Genomic DNA, 23274 nt, shown 5'->3' with positions numbered 1-23274 from the left:
TAATATAAAGTTAATATTTCCTATCATCCGTTAAACATTATTTAATACAAAGTTAAAATCTCCGAAACCTTAGTTTAAGCCATAAAATAATTTCTTTGCACCAGTAAAAATGAATATCTAATAAGTTTAAAAATGAAGTATCATAGGCTTAGTCTTGCAGTTTTGTTCTTATGTTCCTCTACAGGAATTATCTTAGGACAAGCATCAAAAAAAGACAGCATCAAAAACGAAAAGAAAATAGATGGCGTTCAGTTAAAAGCTACCGTTAACAAAAAAACTGAAACAGCAGTATTACAATCTATTAAAAAATCTAGCGTTCAGGTACAAGCCATGGGGGCTGAGGAAATCTCTAGGAAAGGTATTTCTAATGTGGAACAGAGTTTAACCAAAATCACAGGAGTAAACACAGTAGAGGGTAAAGGGCTTTTTGTAAGAGGACTTGAGGAGAGATATAGCACCTTACTTATAAATGGATTAAGTTCACCTTCTAACAACCCCTTCCAAAAAATTATTGCTTTAAAGCAGTTCCCAACCGATGTTGTAGGGAAATTGAATATTTATAAAACATTTAATAGCGACCTTTACGCCGACTTTGCTGGTGCTACTTTCGATATAGAAACGCTATCCTACGATAAGCCTTTTACAAAAGTAGAATTTAGTATAGGTTTTAATAGTCAGACCACTTTCAGAGATAGATTTAAAATCAATGAAAATGCAAATTCTATCAATGGTTATCTAGGTCTAAACTCTAGAAATAGACAGCTACCTAGCGAGGTTAAAGGTTTCCGACCGTCTAATTATATTTTCAATGGTCAAGAATCTGTTTCTTCTTTCAAAGACTCTTGGAATGTGGATAACATAAAGGCATTGCCTAATACAGGGCTTTCCTTTACGACAGCTCAGCGTTTTAAAGCTGGCTCTGGTAGAATTGGGTTACTTTTATCCTTAAATCAAGCTAATAAATATCAATATCAAGAAGGGCATAATAATCTATTCTTATTTTCGGGTTCTAATATTACCTATAACAATAAACTCTACCAAAAAGAGTATGAATATGAAACTGAATCTTCTGCACTATTAGGCTTAGGCTATAAAAACAAAGGTACAGATGTAATGTTGAATGCCATATTCCTCCAAAACTCTACCAATATCATACAGGATAATATAGGATATGTGGACCAAGGAAACTCTGGAGAAGGGCTATTTCGTGTGAACCAACAGGACATTTCTAGATTTACAGATATACAACTTATCGCCTCTCAAAAACTAGGCAAAAGACATCTCATAAAGGCTGGTGGTAGCTGGGTAAATAACCTTTATCAACAACCTGATAGAAAAATATTTTCTGGAAACCCAGAAACTCCCAACGATTACGATAGAATAAGGCTAAGCTACGGTGGTAATAACCTTATACGCCAATATCTAGATGTAAGTGGTAAAAATTATCTTTCCGCTTTTGCAGAATATAAATTAAGTCTAGGTAAAAAGAATGATAGAAAATCTTACCCTATAGAACTGAGTTTAGGATATAATGGCTTTATGGATAGAAGAAGTACCTCGTACAGATTTATTTACTCTGTTTTCAACAATAGTGCTTCACCAAATGGAAGAACGGTTATCATAAACCCAGATACACCTCAAGATACCTTTAACCAATCTGCACTTAATGGGTTCTTTAATTATAGAGAAGGTTCTAATGTGGTATACAGAAACAACATTTATCAGTTTGTAAACGCTGGATATGCCAGTATAGACTACAAACCAAACGACACTTGGGACATTATTTTAGGCGGTAGAATAGAGAATAATATGAATATCACTAGGTATAAAGAACTTTCTAATTCTATCAACGGACCTTTCTTAAACCTTACTAGAAATCAGTACTACTTCTTACCTTCCCTATCGGTAAAAAAGGAGCTTAACTCTAAAACGAATCTAAGATTTGCCTTCAGTAAAACCATTACAAGACCTATCTTAATAGAGTACATGCCAATTACCTACATCAATCCTAATAATGAGAATATCCTAGGTAACCCAAGACTTACCAATAGTGAAAACTATAACTTTGATTTCAAGTATGAGCTATTCCCTACAAAAGATGAAATATTCGCTTTTGGTGTCTTTGGAAAGAAAATCATCAATGCCATAGAGAAATCTTATACTGCCTCTGCAAACTCTAATGGGCAAACCATCACCTTTTTTAACGCTTCCGAAGCTAATCTAGCAGGGATAGAGCTAGAAGGTATTATCAATTTGAGAAGAATTTCAGAAAACCTTTCTCCTTTTTCTTTAGGTGTAAATACTACTTTAATGTACTCTGATGTTAAGCGTAGTAGCCTACAAAAAGAGCAAGAATCTGATAGACAAAAAGGTCTAAAAAGAGGCTTACAAGGTGCAGCACCATGGACAGTAAATGCAGATTTGAAATATGAACGAAAAAATGCTCAAAATTTAACTCAGACGGCATCTTTGGTATATAATGTTTCTGGCTCTAAAATTCATACATTAGGTTCAATTGGTATAGACCACATTTATGAAAGACCTTTCCATAAGCTAGATTTTGTTTATCAGAGAGAGCTCTCTAAACAATGGAAAGCTAAGTTCAGTGTCATCAACCTACTCAATAGTAAATACAAACTTGAGTATGGAAACAACAACGATGTAGAAGTAAAAGCTGAAAACTTTATACATACTGACTACAGAAGAGGTACTAACTTTAATTTTTCAATAGAATATACTTTTTAATTAAAACTAAATCAATCTAATAAAAATGAAAAAACATCTTTTATCATTATGCTCTTTAGCACTTGTATTATCTGTAACTTCGTGTACTATTGACATTCGTGAAGACAATGACACCCCTACAAGTACTGGAATAGAAAGCACTACAGGAAGCGTGATGGAAGGTTCTGGAAGCCTTAGCGGAACTATCACTAAAGACCTTCTAATCAAAAAAGGAAATTATACCATAGATGGTGTAGTAAAAGTAGCCAGTGGTGTTACACTTACCATAGAACCTGGAGCTGTATTTGTAGCTAACTCTTCTAACGATACCAGTTTAGTAATTCTTCAAGGAGCTAAAATCAATGCACAAGGGACTGCGGACAACCCTATCGTATTTACATCTAACACCAAAATCCCTGGAGATTGGGGCGGAATTTCAATCTACGGTAAAGCACCTATCATTGCTTTAAATGGAGCGAAAACAGCTATTTCTGAAGATGGTAACAACCTACAATACGGAGGCGATGATGCCAATGATAACTCAGGTGTAATGAAGTTTGTGAGAGTAGAATATGGAGGTAAAAAAATTGGAGATGGAAAATCAGAAAACAACTCTATGACTTTCTATTCTGTGGGAGCAGGTACTGTACTAGAGAATCTAGTAGCTTATAAAGGTACAGATGACGGATTTGAATTCTTCGGAGGTACAGTAAGTGCCACTAACCTTGTCTCTTACGGAAACTTTGATGACTCTTTTGACTGGCAAGATGGTTGGTCTGGACAAAACAACTCCAACTGGTTTGCATACCAAACACAAATAGGTAACTTTGGTATGGAGATAGAAGCCTCTTCTAACAAGAACAATACAGCTCCTAAAGTTAATAACATTACCCTAATAAGAGAAGCTGGTACTAAACCTGAAAAAGAAGGTTCTACAGAAATCTCTGCTATCCAGTTTAAAAAGCAAGGCTCTGGAATATTCAAAAATGTTTACATAGAGGGCTACCAAGACACTGATGGACAAAAGGCTTATGCGGTTCTTATCCAAGATAAAGATACCCAAAACGACCAAGTTGCTACCAATAATATCAAAGTAGCACCTATCAACTATCTAAACTCCTCTAACCTTACTGTATGGGGTTATGGCTACGCTAACGATATCCCTGCAAGTTTCACATCTGATTCTTCTGTTAAAAAAGTAAGTTTAGTTTCAGGAGCTTGGGCAAATGTAAACGGTGTAGACCTACTTAAGGCTTTAAAGTAACCTCTTTATAAGCACTAAAATTAAGTTTTTCATTAAAGAAGCTATCTCGGTACTTTGAGATAGCTTCTTTTTATTTTTTTAATTTGAAAATCGTAAATGGTTAACTTCTTCAGGTAATTCTATTTTAGCAAGAGTAAAATCATATAATACCTTAGAAAAATAACTTCCGTTAAGAATACCCCTTGCTCCTAATCCATTAAAAACATACAAATTAGAATACTGTTCATGAGCACCTAAAATAGGTCTTCTATCCTTAACCGTAGGTCTAAAACCGTAACAAATCTCTTTTATTTCAAAATCAAACGGATAAAACTCTTTAAGTCCATTTTCCAGTTGTTCTACTGCTTTAGTGTCTATTTCTTCATCAGTATTATCCCTATCATAAGTTCCTCCATAGTAGAAAGCATCAGCCTCCTCTAAAGGAAATAGAAAATGTTTTTTCTTTATGGTAACATCAGAATATAACTCTTTGGATAATCTTACTTTAAGGTGATGCCCTTTATTGGGATTGATCATAATATCCCTAAAAAAAGGATTATTCTTAACACCTATCCCCTCCGCAAAAACAATTTTTTTATAACTCCAATCTTTGTATTTATTATTTTCTACATCAAGTTGATTGTAATCAAACTTTTCTTTAATCAATTTATTTTGCTTCTCCAAGTATTGTAAATAACCACTAAAAAACAAAGGTACATTTAACCTTGAAGATTTTAATACTTTACCTGTTTCAAAAGGGTTTTCTACATTTTCTAATGCATAAAAATCATCACTCAAAAAAGGCTTTAATTCTTCCTTCTCTAGTCTTTTTTTCTTCCACAATTCTCTCTCAGATTCGTCATGAAATATCCTATGTATAGGAGCTTTTATTAAATAATTTGCACTTGTATAAGCTTCTATTTCCTTCATTGTATCTGTAAGAAAATCTATCTGCTCTTTAGCCTTCCAAAAAGTAGTAAACTTCTTAAGAACTACAGGGTTTACAATGCCAGCAGACACCTGAGAAGCCCCTTTTTCACCATCTGAAAATAAAACAAAAGAGTGATTATTTTTCAATAATTGATGAGCAAAAAATAATCCTGCATAGCCATCTCCTACGATAATATATTCTACATTTTTCATAAAATCTTTTTCGTTTTAAACACAAAACCTGAGCTTATGAACTCAGGTTTTATTATGATACAAAAACATACACAGAACACTGTAAATCTAGTAGTTCCACATATCGTTTTCCATTTCTAATATTTGATTTTTAATCCTTTCACTTTCTTCTAGCTGAGCTTCTGCATCGTTAGGTATATAATCTTTAATTACCCCATTTCCTAAACCATTTTCAGATTTATAAATAATAGAAGAAAATCTTCTTGCATTAAGAATATCATCAAAACTTATATCAGAAGACAAGTTCTTACTATTAAATACTCTAGCATTAGCTGTAATCTCTCTAGCATCTGGATAGAACACCCAAAAAAGGTCAATCAGTTCTTCTTTATCAGCAAATTGTTGCCCCATAGTTTGAGGGTCAGGTCCCATAGCAGCTATCCCTAAGAGACGGTATTTCATCTGCCCATCTCTTCTGTCAATATACCACATACCCTTTATTTTCAATAGCTTAACCTGTTCAGATTTTGTTTCGTAAACATCTGTACCAGCTTTTTTATCTTCATCAGAAACCTTCTCACCACTGTTGATTTTATCAATAAGCCAATCCGAAGTTACCACTCTACTCATTCTCTGCTGTATTTCTTCAGGTTTTAGCCTAGTAGTAAACATCTCATCATCATAAACTTCTTTTATTTTACCACTATTGATGCCATCTAATAGCAACTGATACAAAGACTTATTCTGAGATACCAAACCATCTGAATTATAATAGAACGGCTGATTTATTTTTTCGTTCATATCTATAACTTCCCATACAACCATACTCCTAAGAATATCCTTATCCTCTATATAGCCGTAGTCTAATGGTTTTACTTCTGTAGATATTATTTCGTCTCCTTTTTGAGCCTGATTATCCTCTCTTAACTTTCGAAATTCCTCAGGAGATTTCGCATTAAGAATATTCTGTGCCCAAGCAAAACCAGAAGCTAATATGAAAGCACTAAAAATGATTTTTTTCATTGGTACTATTATTTTATTTTTCCTCTATTACTAAGGAATCTCAACCTTATAAAATTACTGAACATTTATCACTACTGGAGAAATATTCTTAAGCATTTGCCCTCCTAAACCGCTAGCAGTTGCTTGTATATCATACACATAAACCACATCACCAGAACGCAAACCTGTAGTCTGTGCCGCAACTGAACTCAAGCTATTTCCACTAATAAAACTTGCTGCTTTACCTGGTATTTTAACTCTAAATCCTGTTACTGTAAAACTTACAGGGAACTCAAAATCTGGAATTGCAGCAGATATAGTTTGATTTTTAATAGAGCTAGCTGGCATAGAAACCACATTTTGACCTCTAATTTGCCCTTGTGGAGCAGGAACACTTTTCACTCTAAAAGGGAATGACGCCGTAGTAGCCTTACCATTAGGCAAAGTACCCGTAACCGTAATATTTACAGAATTACCAGCTCCTGGACGAATTACCCATTTACCCTTACCGCCGGATACAGAAGCTCCAGCAGCAGAAAGCCTTACAGAAGCATTATCAACTCCCAGCATAGAAGCTGAAACAGGGTTATCTACCCCTCTATAAAGCACATTCATCTTATCAGCAGAAACCACAGCTCCACTTTGTAGTGCCACTTCCTTAGCTCCTGCTATTACACGATAAGCATGAGAAAAAGGTAATCTTATTTGCTTCTGATTAGCATCTAAAAATGTAATTTCTCCATTGAATTTAAAATCTCCTACACTGCTTGTATTAAGACTTTTGAACCCTTGACCATTAGCTGTTCTATCCACACCAGATATAGACATACCAGGAACAGAACTCGCATAAGTCCCAACAATTACCTTAGCCTCAGCTTTATCTCCTTGTAAAACAACAGTTGGTGCAGCTACAATAGCTTCAAAAGCATTAAATTTAATATCAGCATCTACTTTTTCTTTAAGCATATTAGCCAAAGCATCTGACTGTAAATTTCTAGCTTCAGACTGTAAAACCTCTAGATTAGCTAATGCAGCTACTAACGGCTGATTATAAAATTTAGAAACTAACCAATCTTTTTTAACACTACTTGTACTAACGGCTGTGCTAAAAGAACTATTAGCTCTTTCTATAATAGCTTCGTTCTGAGGGGTTTTAGGGAAAATTTGCAATGTTAAACTCTTAATTTCTCCCATTAGAGTTTTCAATTTCTCAGCATTTTTACTTGGACTAGCCTCATTTGCTTTATCAAAAAAGTAAAGTGTAGAAGCATCTGTATTATTTAAAGCATTAAAATTAAACTCCTTAGAAGTCATATCCTGACCTGCAAACTTCTGCATCTCTGTCTTAGAAGCCTCTATAAATTTTACTAAAGCATCTATTTTATCCTTTAATAATTTATATTGCTCATAAGGTTGGGAGAAAGACTCTGGAGAGTTTTCTGCCTTTTGACGAAGAGTCTCCTCAAATATTTTATTCTTAGACTGAGTAAGTAATGTTGTCTGACTCAATGTATCTCTTGTATCATTATAAGAGCGTATAATCTCTTGATCTATCTGCATCGCAAGCATTGCAATGAAAACAAGGTACATCAAGTTAATCATCTTCTGACGCGGTGATAATTTTTCCTTTGCCATTTTAGTTTTTTAAGGTTAAAAAATAGATTAAAACTTTGAAAAAGAAAATTTTATCCTTTCATCGCGTTCAACATACCTCCATAAACTCTATTAAGATTATTAAGGTTAGCTGTAAGCCCATCTAACTCTTGATTAAACTTCTCTGATTGTGCTACTGATTTTTGTAAATCAGAGACATATTTTTGATGATATTCTGACTGAGCTTTACCATGTTCTAACTGTAATGCATAAAGAGCATTCATACTCTCTAAATGATTAGCAGCCAATGCAAGTTGATCATTATATTTCTGAGTAGACGAAGACACATCTACAGTTTGATTAATCTGATCTACAGATGCAGAAAACTTATCTATTCCTGTTCTAAGTCTCTCAAATAGCTGTACATCTAGATTAGCTTCTTTTAACATTTTATCTAACTTTTCAGAAAGAGAAACTTCTAGTTGTTTTATATCTTGAGTTTGTTCTACTATATTATTTTTTCTAGGCTTAGGTTGTTCATTAGCATCTAATAATTCTGGATACACATTTTCCCAAGCATATTTAGCTTCCTCTGCTGGAGGATTAAATGCATATAGCAAAAATATAAGAGCCTCGGTAATTAGACCTGCACCTAAAATCCAGTTAGGATTTACTAAACCTCCAAAAGTAGTATGAGTCATTTTAAAAAATGCACCTAAAATTACTACAGAAGCACCTACCGAGTAGATGAAATTTAATGTTTTATCATTTAGTCTCATGATGTGAAAATATATTGTTTTACTTTTAATTTATTATTTTGTTTTTCTCTTAAATTTAGCAGAACCTTCTGGTATATCCTGTACAGTTCTAAATCCTATGTAGCTTCTAGCAGAATCTTTTCTTTCCCAATCTCTATAACCTGTCATCAATAAATAGCCTACATCTTTCCAAGACCCTCCTCTTACTGATTTTTTAACATCCCTATAAACTTGATTAGACAAATACGGATTTAAAGTTGAAGAAAACTGATAAGTCGCATTGCTATACGGAGACTCTGTCCATTCAGATACATTTCCAGCCATATCGTAAAGACCAAAATCATTTTTAGGGAAAGATTTCACTGGAGCCGTATAGGTATAGTTTCCTTTCTTTTCGTCCTCTATATAATTACCTCTTTTAGGTTTAAAGTTTGCCATATAACAACCTCTATCATCCATTAAATAAGGTCCTCCCCAAGGATAAGTTGCATTTTCTCTACCTCCTCTAGCAGCATATTCCCACTCTGCTTCTGTAGGTAAACGGAATGCCATTGGAGATTCTTTTCTTTTCTTTGACTTTTTATTCTCATCTCTCTTAGCTTTTGTCTTGTAATCACAATAAGCTCTAGCTTGATCCCAAGTAACGCCTACTACAGGATAGTTTTTATAGGCTTTATGCCAAAAGTAACCATCATATAATGGAGTATTATAAGCATAATTAAAATCTTTAATCCAAACTGTTGTATCAGGATAAACTGCAATACTTTCTTTTTTAAGATAATCAGAACTCCTTTTACCATCTTTCACAGCAGACTCCATATCTTCCCACTTGTAAGCGTATTTCAGTTTTCTAGTATCAATAATTCTCTCACCATTTATTCTTTCCGCAGGAGGAAGATACATAGATTCTATAACTTCCGCATACTGAACATCTGGATAGTCTGAAGTTTTCCATTTTAAAGGAACTCCCCAGTCTAATCTTTTAGACTCATCATAACCATCTCTACCTCCTTTTGATTCCAAATATTCTTGGTATGGTGTAGCATTTCCTGCTTTTTTAGCGAGGTAAGCGTAATCTGATATTCCTGTACCATTACGTCCACCTGAAGTTACATCACCTGCTGCTTCTGCAAGTAAAGTTCTCGCTATAGAATCTCTTACATAGTCTATAAACAGTCTGTATTGAGCGTTAGTAACCTCTGTCTCATCCATAAAGAAAGAGGATACTGTAACTGTTTTTAGTGGAGCTTTTTCTGGCATATTAGTATAATCTACATCTGCCATACCCATAACAAAAGAGCCTCCAGGAATAGCTACCATACCATACGGTCTTTCTGCTACAAACGACTGCGATTTGTTTTTTGGTATAAGTTCTCCCTTAGTAGTAGGCTTACCAGAAGACTTACTTCCTCTAGAACACGAAACAACCAAAGATGCTGATAAGAGTACAAAAAATATTTTTCTCATCCGTAATGATGTTTATTTAATTTTAAATTTAAGTTAAAACCTATTTATAAAAACCCTTTATATAGTTTTTTAACGCGTAAAGATAATTATTTTTTTATTATACTATACAAACTTTAATAGGCTTAACGTATTTTCCTTCCATTTTATTTTACACAAAAGTAAAATTGTTTTATTCTACCGTAACTGACTTCGCCAAATTTCTAGGCTGATCTACATTAGCTCCTCTATAAACAGCAATATAATAAGCTAATAACTGTAATGGTACTGACGCTATAATTGGAGAGAAACATTCTGATGTTTCGGGAATTTCAATCACATAATCAGACATAGAAGCCACTTGTTCATCACCTTTAGTCACTACAGCTAGCACTTTACCTTTTCTAGCTTTAATTTCTTGTACATTACTCATCACTTTATCGTAGTGTTTATTTTTAGGTGCTATTATCACGATAGGCATATTCTCATCAATAAGTGCAATAGGACCATGCTTCATTTCTGCTGCAGGATATCCTTCTGCATGGATATAAGAAATTTCCTTTAACTTTAACGCTCCTTCTAAAGCTGCAGGGAAATTATATCCCCTACCGAGATACAAGAAGTTGGTTGATTCTACAAAATCATGTGCTATTTTTTTCACATAATCATGAGTAGAAGCCAATACTTCCTCTACTTTTTTAGGAATGGTATCTAACTCCGTAATCAGCTTCATAAACTCCTGATTGCTTAAGTTTCCGTTATGTTTACCTAATTTAAGTGCAATCAATGTTAAAATAGTTAATTGTGCGGTAAATGCCTTAGTAGAAGCTACCCCTATCTCTGGTCCAGCATGAGTATAAGACCCTGCGTCTGAAAAACGAGCAATAGAAGAATCTACTACATTACAAATACCATAAATAAATGCCCCTTTTTCTCTTGCCATTTTAATAGCTGCCATTGTATCAGCTGTTTCTCCTGACTGAGAAATCGCAATAACTACATCCTTATCCGTTATAATTGGGTTTCTATATCTAAACTCAGAAGCATATTCTACCTCTACAGGTACTCTTGCAAATTCTTCAATAAGGTATTCTCCTATCAATCCTGCATGCCAAGAAGTACCACAGGCAATGATAATGATACGATTAGCATTATTCAATTTCTCCAAATGATCCCAAATACCAGCCATCTTAATGATACCTTCATCTACCAAAAGACGACCTCTCATAGTATCGTGAATAGATTTAGGTTGTTCAAAAATTTCTTTAAGCATAAAATGCTCATAGCCACCCTTCTCTATCTGCTCTAGATTAAGCTTAAGCTCTTGAATGGCAGGAGTAATTTTAGAGTTATCTTCTATTTTTCTAATATCTACACCATTTTCTAAAGATATAGTTGCCATATGACCTTCCTCTAGATAGATAGCCTCTTTAGTAAATTCTACAAATGGAGAGGCATCTGACGCAATAAAATATTCTTTTTCACCTATCCCTATCGCAAGAGGAGAACCCAACCTTGCTACTACTAAAAGGCTAGGATAATCTTTATGCATTACCGTAATTGCATACGCTCCATAAACCTCGTTAAGAGCATAACGGACTGCTTCCGGAAAATCTAATTCTTTATTTTCATCCATAAAATACTGAATAAGATTAACCAAAACTTCAGTATCTGTCTCTGAATGAAAAATATAACCTTTAGACACTAACATAGTTTTAATGGTATCATAGTTTTCTATAATCCCATTATGTACTATAGCCACCTTACCATTATTAGAAACATGAGGGTGTGAGTTTTTATCGCTAGGCACACCATGAGTAGCCCACCTAGTATGCCCCATACCTATGTGTGATGTATTTTTAAGATTCTCTGATATACTTACTAAATCGGAAACTTTACCCTTTGTCTTTTTTACATCATAAGAACTAGATGAGTCTTCCAATACTATCCCAGCACTATCATACCCTCTATATTCTAATCTTTTAAGACCGTTAATAACTACTTCGTAAGCATCTCTATGCCCTGTATATCCTACTATTCCACACATATACCTTATTTTTTAGCGTAAATAATATTTAATTTCACTTTATTCTGATTGGTTGTTTTAGAACCAACTAATACTATTCTTTGAGGAGCATAAGCTCTAGTATTGTAGTTTTGTCCTAGCAACGTTCCCTGTGTACTTTTTAAATAATCTCCCACATTAATTTCTAAATCTTTATTTTCTGCCTCTTTTTCTATAATATTTTTGAGAGTTTGAGTAATGGTAATATCATAGTAAGCAGGGTTACTTGTTAAATCAGAAGTTTTAACGAGAGAGTAAGACGATGATAGAGACATTGCGGAAACATCAGCTAAAAAGTCATTAAGATTAGCATACTTCACTAAGAAATTTGATGGTTTAGCGTAAGATTTATTCCATACACTATCATCTGTATATAATCTTATTTTAGCAGAAAGAATGCCTATATTTTCGTTTTTATAAAGATTTTTAATTTTTTGTATTTCTGTTGCAGGTATTCTTAAAACAGCTCCAGCTCCTCCCATACCTTGTAGGTAGAGCCTTTCGTCTCCATTAGTTGCATCAATATTAGCAAGTGCTGTACTATAAGCCGAAGTTCTGTTATAATCTATTTGATTAAAATGAGTATTACTAGAGCCTAAATCAAACTGATACACCGCAGAAGTTTTTGTAGTAGTTCCATTAGATGTTGTATCATAGGTGTAATACATCTTAATGCTAGCGTCATTAGGAGTAAATCTAAAAATATAACCATCATTGTCTACTACAGAAAGTCTTATTCCTTTTATATAACGGATAAAACTAGCAGCATCTTTCAGTTCTGTAGCTCCTTGCTTACTTACTATTTTATCTTGAAAATACTGTGCATCAAGAGGAATTCTAACACCTACAGTTCTAGATAACAATTCTTTACTATCAGCATCGCTTGTAATACTAACCGATGATACTTTACCATTAAGTGGTACCGTTGCCAAATTAACTCCTAGTGCCACTTTTTGGTTAGAGTAATATTTCTTCTCTGTAGAATACAAGAAATCATCTACTTCATCTACTTTAAGCGTTAGTGATTTATTATTACCATACTTCTGTATAGGATAAGTTGTTACTACCTTTTTAGCCGCTACATTACCTGTAAAAATATAGTCTTCATCTGTTGATGTAGTTGCAGAATCCGAAGCGTAAATAGGTTTCAATTCTAAAACAACTGAATCTACCTTCGCATTAGTCCCAAAATCAGGATTATAGCTAGACAATCGTAACTGTGTTATATAAGAGGACTTTTGCATTCCAAAATTATCTTCTGCAAAAGCCCCTAAAGTAGCCTGAGAAATACGAGATGCATCAGACTGTATGGTATCATTATTATTGAGGTTATAAGCTATCACATCGTAGCTCTGCGTTTCACCTGTTGCTGCCCCACTTGCAAAAAACTGCTCTCCAAGATTATTTGCATCTGACTCGCAACTTTGTATCACCAAACTCCCTAATCCTGCTACAACAAACAGTTTAAGGATTTTTTTTGTTTCTATTATCATTGAATGTATTAAATAAAATCTATTTCTTAATATATCTCTCCTACAGACTCAGGAGTAACATACTCTTTCTTATCTGAACTTGCTTGAGAAAAACTTTCATCTAAATCTTGTTCCAAAAATTCATCTCCTTTCACTACCACATCTACAAGATTCATACCTTCTTCTAAAAAACTATAGAAGCTAGGATTATCAAACGCTTTAATTCCTTTTATATTGTCGAATTTAAACTTATTTACCACCGCTTTTTTGTCAAAAACTAAATTTTCTTCATTATATACAGACAAAACAAACTTGGTATCATCGAAATAAGAATCTTTTTTGTAGTAATGTTTTAGATATACAGGTATAAATGCTGACATCCAACCATTAAGATGAACCACATCTGGCACCCAATTAAGTTTCTTAATAGTTTCTATAACACCTCGTGCAAAAAACATGGCTCTTTCGTCATTATCTTCGAAAGGAAGCCCTTCTTCATCTTTGTAAGTAAATTTTCTTTTGAAATAATCTTCATTATCTATAAAGTAAACCTGTAACCTTTCTCCTGGTAAAGAAGCCACTTTAATAATCAAAGGTTGGTCTAAATCATTAATAATAATATTCATTCCTGAAAGCCTAATCACCTCGTGTAACTGAAACTTTCTTTCACTAATATATCCAAAACGAGGCATGAAGACACGCACATCATTTCCATCACCATACATTTTAAGAGCCATTCTGTTTACCGCATCAGACATTGCACTTTCTTCTTGGTAAGGAAACATCTCTGTAGTAACATATAAAATCTTTTTGTCTGGCATAATTCTTATTTTTTTATCTTCAACTTAAAAGACAGTTCTCTATGCAAAAATACAACTTTTTAAACTAATAACAGTGTATTAACAATTTTTTATAATTTTGGAGAAATTTTTCAAATGAAAATATTAGACAGTAGGAAAGAATTAGAAACTTATATTAAACATAATAAACTGAACGGCAATACCATAGGTTTTGCTCCTACTATGGGAGCTTTGCATAAGGGACACATTTCTCTCTACGAGGCAGCTAGACCTCACAACGATATTGTAGTTTCATCTATATTTGTTAATCCTACGCAGTTTAACAACCCTGACGACCTAGAGAAGTACCCAAGAACTCTAGAAGCTGATTTAGAAAAACTTAAAAAATCAAAATTGGTAGATGCTGTATATACACCAAGTATAGAAGATATTTACCCCGAAAAATCCGTAGCGAAAAACTACGATTTTGATGGGCTAGAAAATGAGATGGAAGGCAAAATGAGACCTGGTCATTTTGATGGTGTAGGCACAGTAGTAGAAGAGCTTTTCCGACAAGTACAACCAGACAACGCTTACTTCGGAGAGAAAGATTTCCAGCAACTTGCCATTATCAGAAAGTTAGTAGAAAAGAAAAACTTTCCAATCAATATACACGGAGTGCCTATTTACAGAGAAGAAAACGGCTTAGCTATGAGCTCTAGAAATATGCGATTATCCGAAGCTGAAAGAAAAGATGCCAAAATTATTCATGAAACCCTTTTAAAGGTAAATGATTGGTTTAGAGTTGTTAGTATTCCTGAAATAAAAGAGAGAGTACACTCCATTTTTGAAAAAGAAAAAAACTTTGATTTAGAATATTTTGTAATTGCTGATGAAAACACTTTAAAAGAAACCGATTTCTTCTATAAAGATTGTTCTTACAGAGCTTTTATTGTTGTTCATGTAAATCAAGTAAGGCTTATAGACAATATGCATCTAGCCTAATTACCAAACAATCAAGCTATGTATAAAAAGATTTTGTTTACCATTTCTATTTTTATCACTATTATTTCCTATGCACAGGAGACGCTTCCGTATTACCAACAATATTTATTAGACGGTAAATATCTTTTTAATCCCGCTCATTTTGGAGAAACAGACGACATTATAATCAATAGTCATTATCAAAAGCAATTCTCCAAGCTAGAACATTCTCCCAACACACAATCTATAGGTGCACACGCCAATGTTACTGATAGATTAGGTGTAGGTGCTTACTTCTTCAGAGACCAAAACGGACCTATCTCTGCCAACGGTATCAATGTAGGAGCCGCTTATTTTATCCCAATAGATGATAACGAAAGAAAAAATCAATTTTCCTTTGGCACAAGTATCAACCTCTATAACTCCAATATAGATTTAGCTCTTCTTAATCCAAAAGATTCTGGCGACCCTCTAATACAAAGCGGTACTAATAGTGTATTTTTAACCTATGCTAACCTTGGTTTACAAGCTACTTACAATGGCTTTTTTGGTAGTTTTTCAGTAGTGGATATTCCTCTAAGTAAAACCACCTACATTGTTAATGGAATAGAACCTTCTCCCACCAAATTTTTCATCAATACTGGCTACGATTGGGATTTTTCTGAGAATCTTTCGTTAGAACCCTCAGTTTTAATCAATTTGAATACCAACTCTTCTAGAATTATTGATGCTAATTTGTTGGCAAAAATTAAAGACGAAGACAATTATTTCGCAGGAGGCATCAGCTACAGAACAGCTAAATCAGCATTTGGAAACCAACAACTTAGTTTCTCTCCTATTATCAAACTTAAATTTAACCAATTTAGTTTCGGAGCGGCTTACAATATTAATCTTTCTCCTATTGCAGATTATGGTGGCAACAGCTTTATGATTAACTTAGGCTACGCTTTTGAAAACTTCATCAATACTAGAGGTTTCCGATATTAAACATTAAAAATCATCTATCTTTGATATACCTACACATTCCGTTTTGCAAGCAAAAATGCAGTTATTGTAACTTTCACTTTTCCACTTCGTTGAAATTGAAGGACGATATGCTTTTAGCCCTAAAAAAAGAATTACACCTAAGACATCACGAACTAGAAAACAAAAATCTACCGTCATTATATTTTGGTGGCGGCACACCTTCAATCCTTAGCGTAGATGAAATACAAAGGCTTATAGACGAGGTATTGAAATATTTTACGTTCAATTCTGACATAGAAATTACCTTAGAAGCAAACCCTGATGATTTAAACCAATCCTTTCTAAAGGCTCTTTCTAACACGCCTGTCAATAGGCTAAGTATTGGCACTCAAAGTTTTTTTGAAGAAGATTTAAAACTTATGAACAGAGCTCATAGTGCTTCCGAAGCTGAAAGTTCCATAAAAAGAGCTCAAGACACAGGTTTTGAAAACATTAGTATAGATTTAATCTATGGTTCGCCAACTTCCAACCATTCTCTTTGGAAAGAAAGTTTGCAAAAAAGTATAGAGCTTCAAGTGCCACACATCTCATCTTATGCCCTTACCGTAGAACCCAAAACCGCTCTACAAAAGTGGATTGAACAGAAAAAAATAAATGCTCCGAAAGAAGAAGAACAGCTTATAGCCTTTCAATATCTTTCAGAAACACTTAAAGCAAACGGATTTGAACATTACGAAATTTCTAATTTCTCCAAACCAAATTATCATTCTAGGCATAATACTGCTTACTGGAAAGGCTTACCTTATTTAGGCATAGGACCTTCAGCTCACTCCTACGACGGACAAAAACAACGCAGTTGGAATATCGCCAATAATAGTTTATATATCAAAAACTTAACAAACAATATACTTCCAAAAGAAACGGAAATTTTATCAGAAAAAGAACAATTTAACGAACTTATTATGATAGGTCTTCGCACCAAATTTGGCGTTGAGTACAATATTATTAACCAATTTTCAGAAAAGATACTAAAGCCATTCCAAAAAAGCCTAGAAACCAAACTAAGTTTAGGAGTATTGAAACTAGAAGAAAATCAGCTTTTTATACCAAAAGAACATTGGTTTATGGCAGATGGCATTATTTCTGATTTGTTTGTTGTCTGATTTATCTATTTTTGTTCATATTTTAAAAACCCAAACACAATGAAAAGAGTTATCATATTACTATTAACAGGGCTTTCGCTTATCTCTTGCCAAACTCAATACGGCATAAACGAAGACAAGGTACAAAGTTACATGGATAAAAATGAGTTTACCGTAATGGCAAAAAGGGCACTTCCTAATAATTACGATGTCATCAATATCGCACAATCATTCCCTACCGTTGGAAGCCGAATATTTGAGCTAGATTATGGCTATGCCGTTACTCTAAAAAAAGATAGTCTATCCGTTAATCTCCCTTACTTTGGCAGAATGTTTAATGCTAGTCTAGACCCCTCTAAAAATAGTTTCAATACAGCGACAAAAGATTTCAAACTCTCCAAAAATAAAACTAAAAAAGGATACTCTTATCATTTCAGTCTTTCTCATCCTGAGAATATGAGTGATATATATATTAACATTTTTAAAAACGGAAAAGCCTACATTTCCATTAATAGTAGGGACAGACAACCTATTTCCTACGATGGCTACCTTGTAGAGCAACCTTAGATTATAAGTTTTGATTACAATAAAAAACGATAAATCCTAAAACAAATAAACCAAAAAAACTTAGTATTTCTTTCTGAGAAAGAATTGAAGCTATCATAGAAGGAACAAAAGTTAAGAAAACTAAAATTTGTTCACTTTTGTTTATTTCATAAAAAAACCGATGAATTTTATTCATCGGTTTTACTTTATTCTTGCGGAGAGAGAGGGATTCGAACCCCCGGACCTGTTACAGTCAACGGTTTTCAAGACCGCCGCATTCGACCGCTCTGCCATCTCTCCTTAACAACCCTATTGTTGTTTTTAGTGGTGCAAATATATAACTATTTTTAATTACACACAAATTTTATATTCACTTTCAGCTCTAAAATAGTATAAATTACTATTTATCAATAATAAAAATTTAGGCTACCCTACTTTAAACCCTAAATAAACTGCCCAAAACCCTAATACTAAACTTGCCACCACATAGCTAAAAAGAGTTACATAATCCTGATTTTGCCACAACATAAGGTTTTCGTATGAAAACGTAGAAAATGTAGTAAAACCTCCGCACAATCCTACTATAAAGAAATATCTAACAATATCTGACTCTTGTTTCATAAGAGAGTTACTTAACAACCCAATCAAAAAACAACCCAATACATTAACCACTAAAGTCCCCATGGGAAAAGTCCCCAATTTGAAAAACTGAGCTGTATAACGAGAAACGAGGAAGCGAAATACACTTCCTAATCCTCCGCCTATGAATACGTATAGTATTGTTTTCATTTTATATATAACGAGTGCTGAAGCTAGCCCCGATGGAAGCGGATACCCCGCAGTGAAGCCGCGGAACGAAGTGGAGCGGCAAAACGAGGAGTATGAGCGAACAGCGGGAAATAGCTCCTAAAAAATAGAATCTATTTCCATTTCGCTTTTTTAATGATTATCCTTTTAACTCTCCTAAATATCTTTCGGCATCTATGGCTGCCATACAACCGCTTCCTGCAGCAGTAATCGCCTGACGGTAAACATGGTCTTGCACATCTCCTGCCGCAAATATCCCAGGAAGATTAGTTTTAGACGACTTACCTTCGGTAATAATGTAACCATTTTCGTCTAGGTTGATTTGACCTTTAAATACATCGGTATTAGGCTTGTGTCCTATGGCAATGAATATCCCGTGAACTTCAATTTCAGAGGTTTCTTGCGTTTGGTTATTGATGACCACTGCACGCTCTACTAGGTTATTTTCTCCTTTAATACCAATAAGTTCGTGGTTATATTTTACTTCAATATTTGGTGTTTTTTCTACCCTTTGTGCCATTACTTTGGAGGCTCTAAAGTGGTCTTTTCTTACCAACATCGTTACCTTGTTACAAATATTAGCTAGATAAGTAGCTTCTTCTGCCGCTGTATCTCCTGCTCCTACTACAATAACATCTTTCCCTTTATAAAAGAAGCCATCGCAGGTAGCACACGCAGAAACACCTCCACCAGAGTATTTCTTTTCATCGTCTAGCCCTAAATATTTAGCGGTAGCCCCTGTAGATATAATTACCGTTCTAGCTAAAATCTCTCTACTTCCTGTGGATAACTTATGAATACCACCTACCTCTTTAGAAAACTCCACGCTGGTAATCATTTCGTAATGGACTTTGGTTTCAAACCTTTCTGCTTGTTTTTGTAAGTCCATCATCATTTCTGGTCCTGTGATACCGTTAGGATAACCTGGGAAATTTTCCACCTCCGTAGTGGTAGTTAATTGTCCACCTGGCTCTAACCCTGTGAATAATTCAGGCTTTAAATCCGCTCTAGCGGCATAAATTGCAGCGGTATATCCTGCAGGTCCTGAACCTATAATTACACAATCTAAAATATTCTGTTCTTCCATTCTGATAAATTTATATTGATTTTAAAGTGGCTAATTTCGGAATTTTTTTAGGGTTCTGAAAGTTTTAGACATCTTTATTTTCGATTAGACTTATTGACTGATTAAATCTATCCAACGAGTTATTCTTAGTTAGTAACAAAATCTTATCTTTGCTCTATGTTAAAATGGATTAAAAAGAAAGCCGCTCTCGTTTGGGCGAAGAAACATACTCAACAAGCCACACTAGACCAATCTAAAGCGATTGAACACCAAGAGGCTTTATGGAGAGATTTAGTAAAAATAGCAGAAAAAACGCTGTTTGGTAGAAGCCATAATTTTGACGAAATCAAAACTTTAGAGGACTTTCAAAATCAAGTTCCTATTGCTGATTACGAAGACCTTAAACCCTACATAGAAAAGGTAAAAAGAGGACAAGCCAATATACTTTGGACAGATACACCCGAATATTTCGCTAAGACTTCTGGCACTACCTCTGGAGCTAAGTATATCCCTATTTCCAAGGAAGGAATGCCTTACCAAATCAAAGCGGCACAGTCGGCTCTGTTTCATTATATTGTGAAAAAGAATAATGCTGATTTTGTAAATGGTAAAATGATTTTCCTACAAGGCTCTCCTGAACTGGAAGAGGTTAATGGAATTAAAACAGGGCGACTTTCGGGCATTGTGGCTCATCATATCCCTAAATATCTGCAAAAAAATAGACTCCCGAGCTACGAAACCAACTGTATAGAAGATTGGGAAACCAAAGTCAATAAAATTGCTGATGAAACTGAAACCCAAAATATGACACTCATTTCTGGGATTCCACCTTGGCTCATTATGTACTTTGAAATTTTGGTAGAAAGACACCATAAGAAAATAAAACAACTATTTCCTAACTTACAACTTATCGTAACTGGTGGCGTAAACTATGAACCTTACCGAGAAAAAATGGAGGAACTCCTTGGAGGTTCTGTAGATATTGTGCAGACCTTCCCTGCCAGTGAAGGCTTTTTTGCGTTTCAGGACGATTATACTAAGGAAGGTTTAAGACTGCTTACCAACAATGGGATTTTCTACGAGTTTGTACCATTGGAACAATACGGCAAATCCAACGCTCCTCGCTTAACTTTAAAAGACATTGAACTCAACCAAGATTATGCTATGATTCTTACCACCAACTCTGGGTTGTGGGCATACTCTATTGGTGATGTGGTAAGGTTTATTTCTAAAAACCCTTACCGTATTTTAGTAAGTGGCAGAACTAAGCACTATACCTCTGCATTTGGCGAGCATGTCATCGCTTATGAAGTGGAAGAAGCTATGAAATCTACCGTGGCTCAGCACTATGCTCAAATTACGGAGTTTCATCTTGCACCACAAGTAACTCCTCCCAACAACGAGTTACCTTACCACGAATGGTTCATTGAGTTTGAAAAAGAACCCGAAGATTTAGAAGCCTTTAGATTGACCCTAGACCAAGAGTTAAGGGCAAGGAATACCTATTATGATGATTTAATAGAAGGCAAGGTATTACAACCGCTTAAAATATCTAAATTAAAAAGAAACGCATTCCACGAGTATGCTAAATCTGAAGGGAAACTCGGTGGGCAAAACAAAATCCCTAGACTAGCCAACGACAGAAAAATAGCCGACTTTTTAGTGAATCATATAATCTAAAGAAACCAACAGCATTCACCTTATGAACCTAGAACCTCTAAAAACTTTAAAAAACATCGAGTTTAGACATCTGCTATCTGGTAGGTTTTTTCTCATTTTGGCGTTTAGAATGTTAGCCACGCTTCTAGGTTGGTGGGTTTATCAGCTTACCAAAGACCCTCTTTCTATTGGGTTCATTGGGCTTTCGGAGGTTATTCCTGCCGTATCTACTGCCCTATACGCTGGCTATGTAATAGATATGAACGAAAAGAAACGAATGCTACTTATCTGCAATTATATTTATGTACTTCTCATTAGTGCATTAGTGGCTTTGGCGTTCTTAGAAAACTCTTATCATCTCACAGGACACCAGATTTCTTATTTCATCTATGCGGTGATATTTCTAACAGGGATTTGCCGTGCTTTTATAGGACCATTAGTCCCTTCTATGATACCTAAAATGGTAAAAAAGGAAAACTTAGCTAATGCTGTTACCCTAAATCAGGCAACATTCCTTACTTCTTCAGTATTTGGACACGCGTTGGGAGGTTTTTTAATTGCACTTATTACCATTAAATGGACACTCGTGGTTATTGTAAGTCTGATGACCTTAGCTTCTGTATTCTTTTGGCAATTAAAACCGCAACATTCCGAGTACAATAAAAAAGAAGTAAAGGTGCTAGAAAGTATGCGTGAAGGACTTACCTACATCTATAAAACCAAAGAAATATTGGGAGCTTTATGCTTGGATATGTTTGCGGTTTTGTTTGGTGGAGCGGTGGCTATGATACCCGTCTATGCTAGTGATATTCTTAAAGTAGGAGCCGAAGGCTTTGGACTACTTAATGCGGCATCTGATATTGGGTCTATGTGTATTATTATTTTGCTTTCATTTATTCCGTTGAGGAGAAATCAAGGTAAAATACTACTGGTGGCGGTGGCTGGTTTTGGTATGTGCATCATTGGTTTTGGGCTGTCTAAACTCTACTGGCTTTCGTTCTTTTTCTTGATGCTTAGTGGTATGTTAGACGGTATTTCTGTAGTGATAAGAGGTACGATAGTACAACTGAAAACCCCTGACAAAATAAGAGGTAGAGTTCTAAGTGTTAATTCTATCTTCATTATGTCTAGTAACGAGATGGGGCAATTTGAAAGTGGTCTAGCCGCTAAACTTTTAGGTGTAGTGCGTTCTGTAATATTTGGAGGGAGTATGACCCTCGCCATTGCCCTTATAGTAGGACTTACCAACAAAAAGCTAAGAAAAATGGAGTACTAACTCCCATTACCTCTCCCCTATCTAAAATAAACACTTATATTAAGTTTTGCATAAAATATTTCCCAAACACTTGCATACCTCCGCAAAAGGTAATAAGTTTGCTTCAGTTTTATGACACACGATACCAATTACATACAAACAAGTATAAAAAAGTACCCGAATTATTTGGCTATCTCAAATAATTTCGTAAACACACACACACACACACACACACACACACACACACACAAATAGTTTCGTGGGTATGCGTCGTATTATCTAGAAAATTACTTCAACTTTTATCGTTAATTATAAATATAATTCCACCAACTTTCGTTGGCGGATTTTTTCGTTTATACCATTCTAATTTTAGCTTTCATAAATATAGGCTAAAAGCACCATTGTTTTGTCTTAAAACATGGTCGTTTTTGTTAGGTGCTTTTAGCGTTCAGAGAGGGAGCCTTTGCTTTCTTTCTGCTTTAGCCTTTCCTCTCGTTTTGTGTGTGTTTAGAGGGGAAAGGCATTTTTTTAGGTTAGAGCTTAGAGATGAGATATTAGACTTAGTACAGCCTCATCAACCCTTAAGCCGAACCTCCAACCTCTAAAATCCAATATCTAACCTCTATAATATTAAACAATTAAATATCA

Annotated in this window: 18 protein-coding genes and 1 tRNA gene; 8 read left to right on the top strand and 11 right to left on the bottom strand. The window is 34.7% G+C overall.

Translation table 11 applies throughout. The features are described from left to right. The first annotated feature begins 132 nt into the window (after positions 1-132). Positions 133-2745 carry a TonB-dependent receptor plug domain-containing protein gene (locus GXW81_RS06495; protein ID WP_161531675.1) on the top strand — a complete coding sequence of 871 codons (2613 nt, stop codon included), beginning with the start codon at positions 133-135 and terminating at the stop codon, positions 2743-2745. A gap of 25 nt (positions 2746-2770) precedes the next feature. After that, positions 2771-3988, top strand: a complete 1218-nt coding sequence (locus tag GXW81_RS06490; protein WP_161531674.1) for a hypothetical protein — start codon at positions 2771-2773, stop codon at positions 3986-3988. Positions 3989-4066: 78 nt separating this feature from the next. Here GXW81_RS06490 and GXW81_RS06485 read toward each other — a convergent pair whose 3' ends face one another. The 8 genes from GXW81_RS06485 to GXW81_RS06450 form a co-directional block, all read right to left on the bottom strand. Next, positions 4067-5110, bottom strand: coding sequence for an FAD-binding oxidoreductase (locus tag GXW81_RS06485; protein WP_161531673.1), 1044 nt, complete (start codon positions 5108-5110; stop codon positions 4067-4069). Positions 5111-5197: 87 nt separating this feature from the next. Continuing rightward, positions 5198-6112, bottom strand: coding sequence for a gliding motility protein GldN (gldN, locus tag GXW81_RS06480; RefSeq protein ID WP_161531672.1), 915 nt, complete (start codon positions 6110-6112; stop codon positions 5198-5200). Between the two features lie 54 nt (positions 6113-6166). Then, the gene (gldM, locus tag GXW81_RS06475) at positions 6167-7726 is read right to left on the bottom strand and encodes a gliding motility protein GldM (RefSeq protein WP_161531671.1); all 1560 of its coding nucleotides are present in this window, start codon (positions 7724-7726) and stop codon (positions 6167-6169) included. Positions 7727-7776: 50 nt separating this feature from the next. Beyond that, positions 7777-8463 carry a gliding motility protein GldL gene (gldL, locus tag GXW81_RS06470; protein WP_161531670.1) on the bottom strand — a complete coding sequence of 229 codons (687 nt, stop codon included), beginning with the start codon at positions 8461-8463 and terminating at the stop codon, positions 7777-7779. Between the two features lie 33 nt (positions 8464-8496). Continuing rightward, complete coding sequence (gene gldK / locus GXW81_RS06465; protein ID WP_161531669.1) at positions 8497-9909, bottom strand: gliding motility lipoprotein GldK; 1413 nt, start codon at positions 9907-9909, stop codon at positions 8497-8499. A 169-nt stretch (positions 9910-10078) separates the two neighbouring features. Continuing rightward, positions 10079-11932 carry a glutamine--fructose-6-phosphate transaminase (isomerizing) gene (gene glmS, locus GXW81_RS06460; RefSeq protein WP_161531668.1) on the bottom strand — a complete coding sequence of 618 codons (1854 nt, stop codon included), beginning with the start codon at positions 11930-11932 and terminating at the stop codon, positions 10079-10081. 5 nt (positions 11933-11937) lie between these two features. After that, positions 11938-13443: a DUF4270 domain-containing protein gene (locus tag GXW81_RS06455; RefSeq protein WP_161531667.1), complete on the bottom strand. Its 1506-nt coding sequence runs from the start codon at positions 13441-13443 to the stop codon at positions 11938-11940. 26 nt (positions 13444-13469) lie between these two features. Continuing rightward, on the bottom strand, positions 13470-14243 hold the full coding sequence (locus GXW81_RS06450; protein ID WP_161531666.1) for a glycogen/starch synthase: 774 nt from the start codon (positions 14241-14243) through the stop codon (positions 13470-13472). 114 nt (positions 14244-14357) lie between these two features. Between GXW81_RS06450 and panC the strand changes: the two genes are divergently transcribed. The 4 genes from panC to GXW81_RS06430 are packed head-to-tail and all read left to right on the top strand — an operon-like array spanning position 14358 to position 17860. Continuing rightward, positions 14358-15206, top strand: coding sequence for a pantoate--beta-alanine ligase (panC, locus tag GXW81_RS06445; RefSeq protein ID WP_161531665.1), 849 nt, complete (start codon positions 14358-14360; stop codon positions 15204-15206). A gap of 18 nt (positions 15207-15224) precedes the next feature. Then, a complete protein-coding gene (locus GXW81_RS06440; protein ID WP_161531664.1) occupies positions 15225-16172 on the top strand; it encodes a type IX secretion system membrane protein PorP/SprF in 948 nt (315 codons plus the stop codon). Between the two features lie 35 nt (positions 16173-16207). Beyond that, positions 16208-17314 (top strand): radical SAM family heme chaperone HemW, encoded by a 1107-nt coding sequence (gene hemW / locus GXW81_RS06435; protein ID WP_260393566.1) that lies wholly within the window; start codon positions 16208-16210, stop codon positions 17312-17314. Positions 17315-17353: 39 nt separating this feature from the next. Next, positions 17354-17860: a DUF4251 domain-containing protein gene (locus GXW81_RS06430; RefSeq protein WP_161531662.1), complete on the top strand. Its 507-nt coding sequence runs from the start codon at positions 17354-17356 to the stop codon at positions 17858-17860. Positions 17861-18054: 194 nt separating this feature from the next. Here GXW81_RS06430 and GXW81_RS06425 read toward each other — a convergent pair. The 3 genes from GXW81_RS06425 to trxB form a co-directional block, all read right to left on the bottom strand. Then, a tRNA-Ser gene (locus GXW81_RS06425) sits at positions 18055-18139 on the bottom strand. A 126-nt stretch (positions 18140-18265) separates the two neighbouring features. Continuing rightward, positions 18266-18628: a fluoride efflux transporter CrcB gene (crcB, locus tag GXW81_RS06420; RefSeq protein WP_161531661.1), complete on the bottom strand. Its 363-nt coding sequence runs from the start codon at positions 18626-18628 to the stop codon at positions 18266-18268. A gap of 157 nt (positions 18629-18785) precedes the next feature. Beyond that, the gene (trxB, locus tag GXW81_RS06415; RefSeq protein WP_161531660.1) at positions 18786-19733 is read right to left on the bottom strand and encodes a thioredoxin-disulfide reductase; all 948 of its coding nucleotides are present in this window, start codon (positions 19731-19733) and stop codon (positions 18786-18788) included. Positions 19734-19889: 156 nt separating this feature from the next. Here trxB and GXW81_RS06410 point away from each other — a divergent pair, with 156 nt between their 5' ends. Together GXW81_RS06410 and GXW81_RS06405 are read left to right on the top strand one after the other, a co-directional pair. Next, complete coding sequence (locus tag GXW81_RS06410) at positions 19890-21392, top strand: GH3 auxin-responsive promoter family protein (RefSeq protein ID WP_161531659.1); 1503 nt, start codon at positions 19890-19892, stop codon at positions 21390-21392. 22 nt (positions 21393-21414) lie between these two features. Further along, entirely contained in the window at positions 21415-22647 is a 1233-nt protein-coding gene (locus tag GXW81_RS06405) for an MFS transporter (protein WP_161531658.1), read from the top strand. Positions 22648-23274: the final 627 nt, after the last annotated feature.

This window comes from Riemerella anatipestifer, from assembly GCF_009932355.1.
Classification (GTDB): domain Bacteria; phylum Bacteroidota; class Bacteroidia; order Flavobacteriales; family Weeksellaceae; genus Riemerella; species Riemerella anatipestifer_E.
This window is presented reverse-complemented; position numbering and strand designations above follow the sequence as displayed.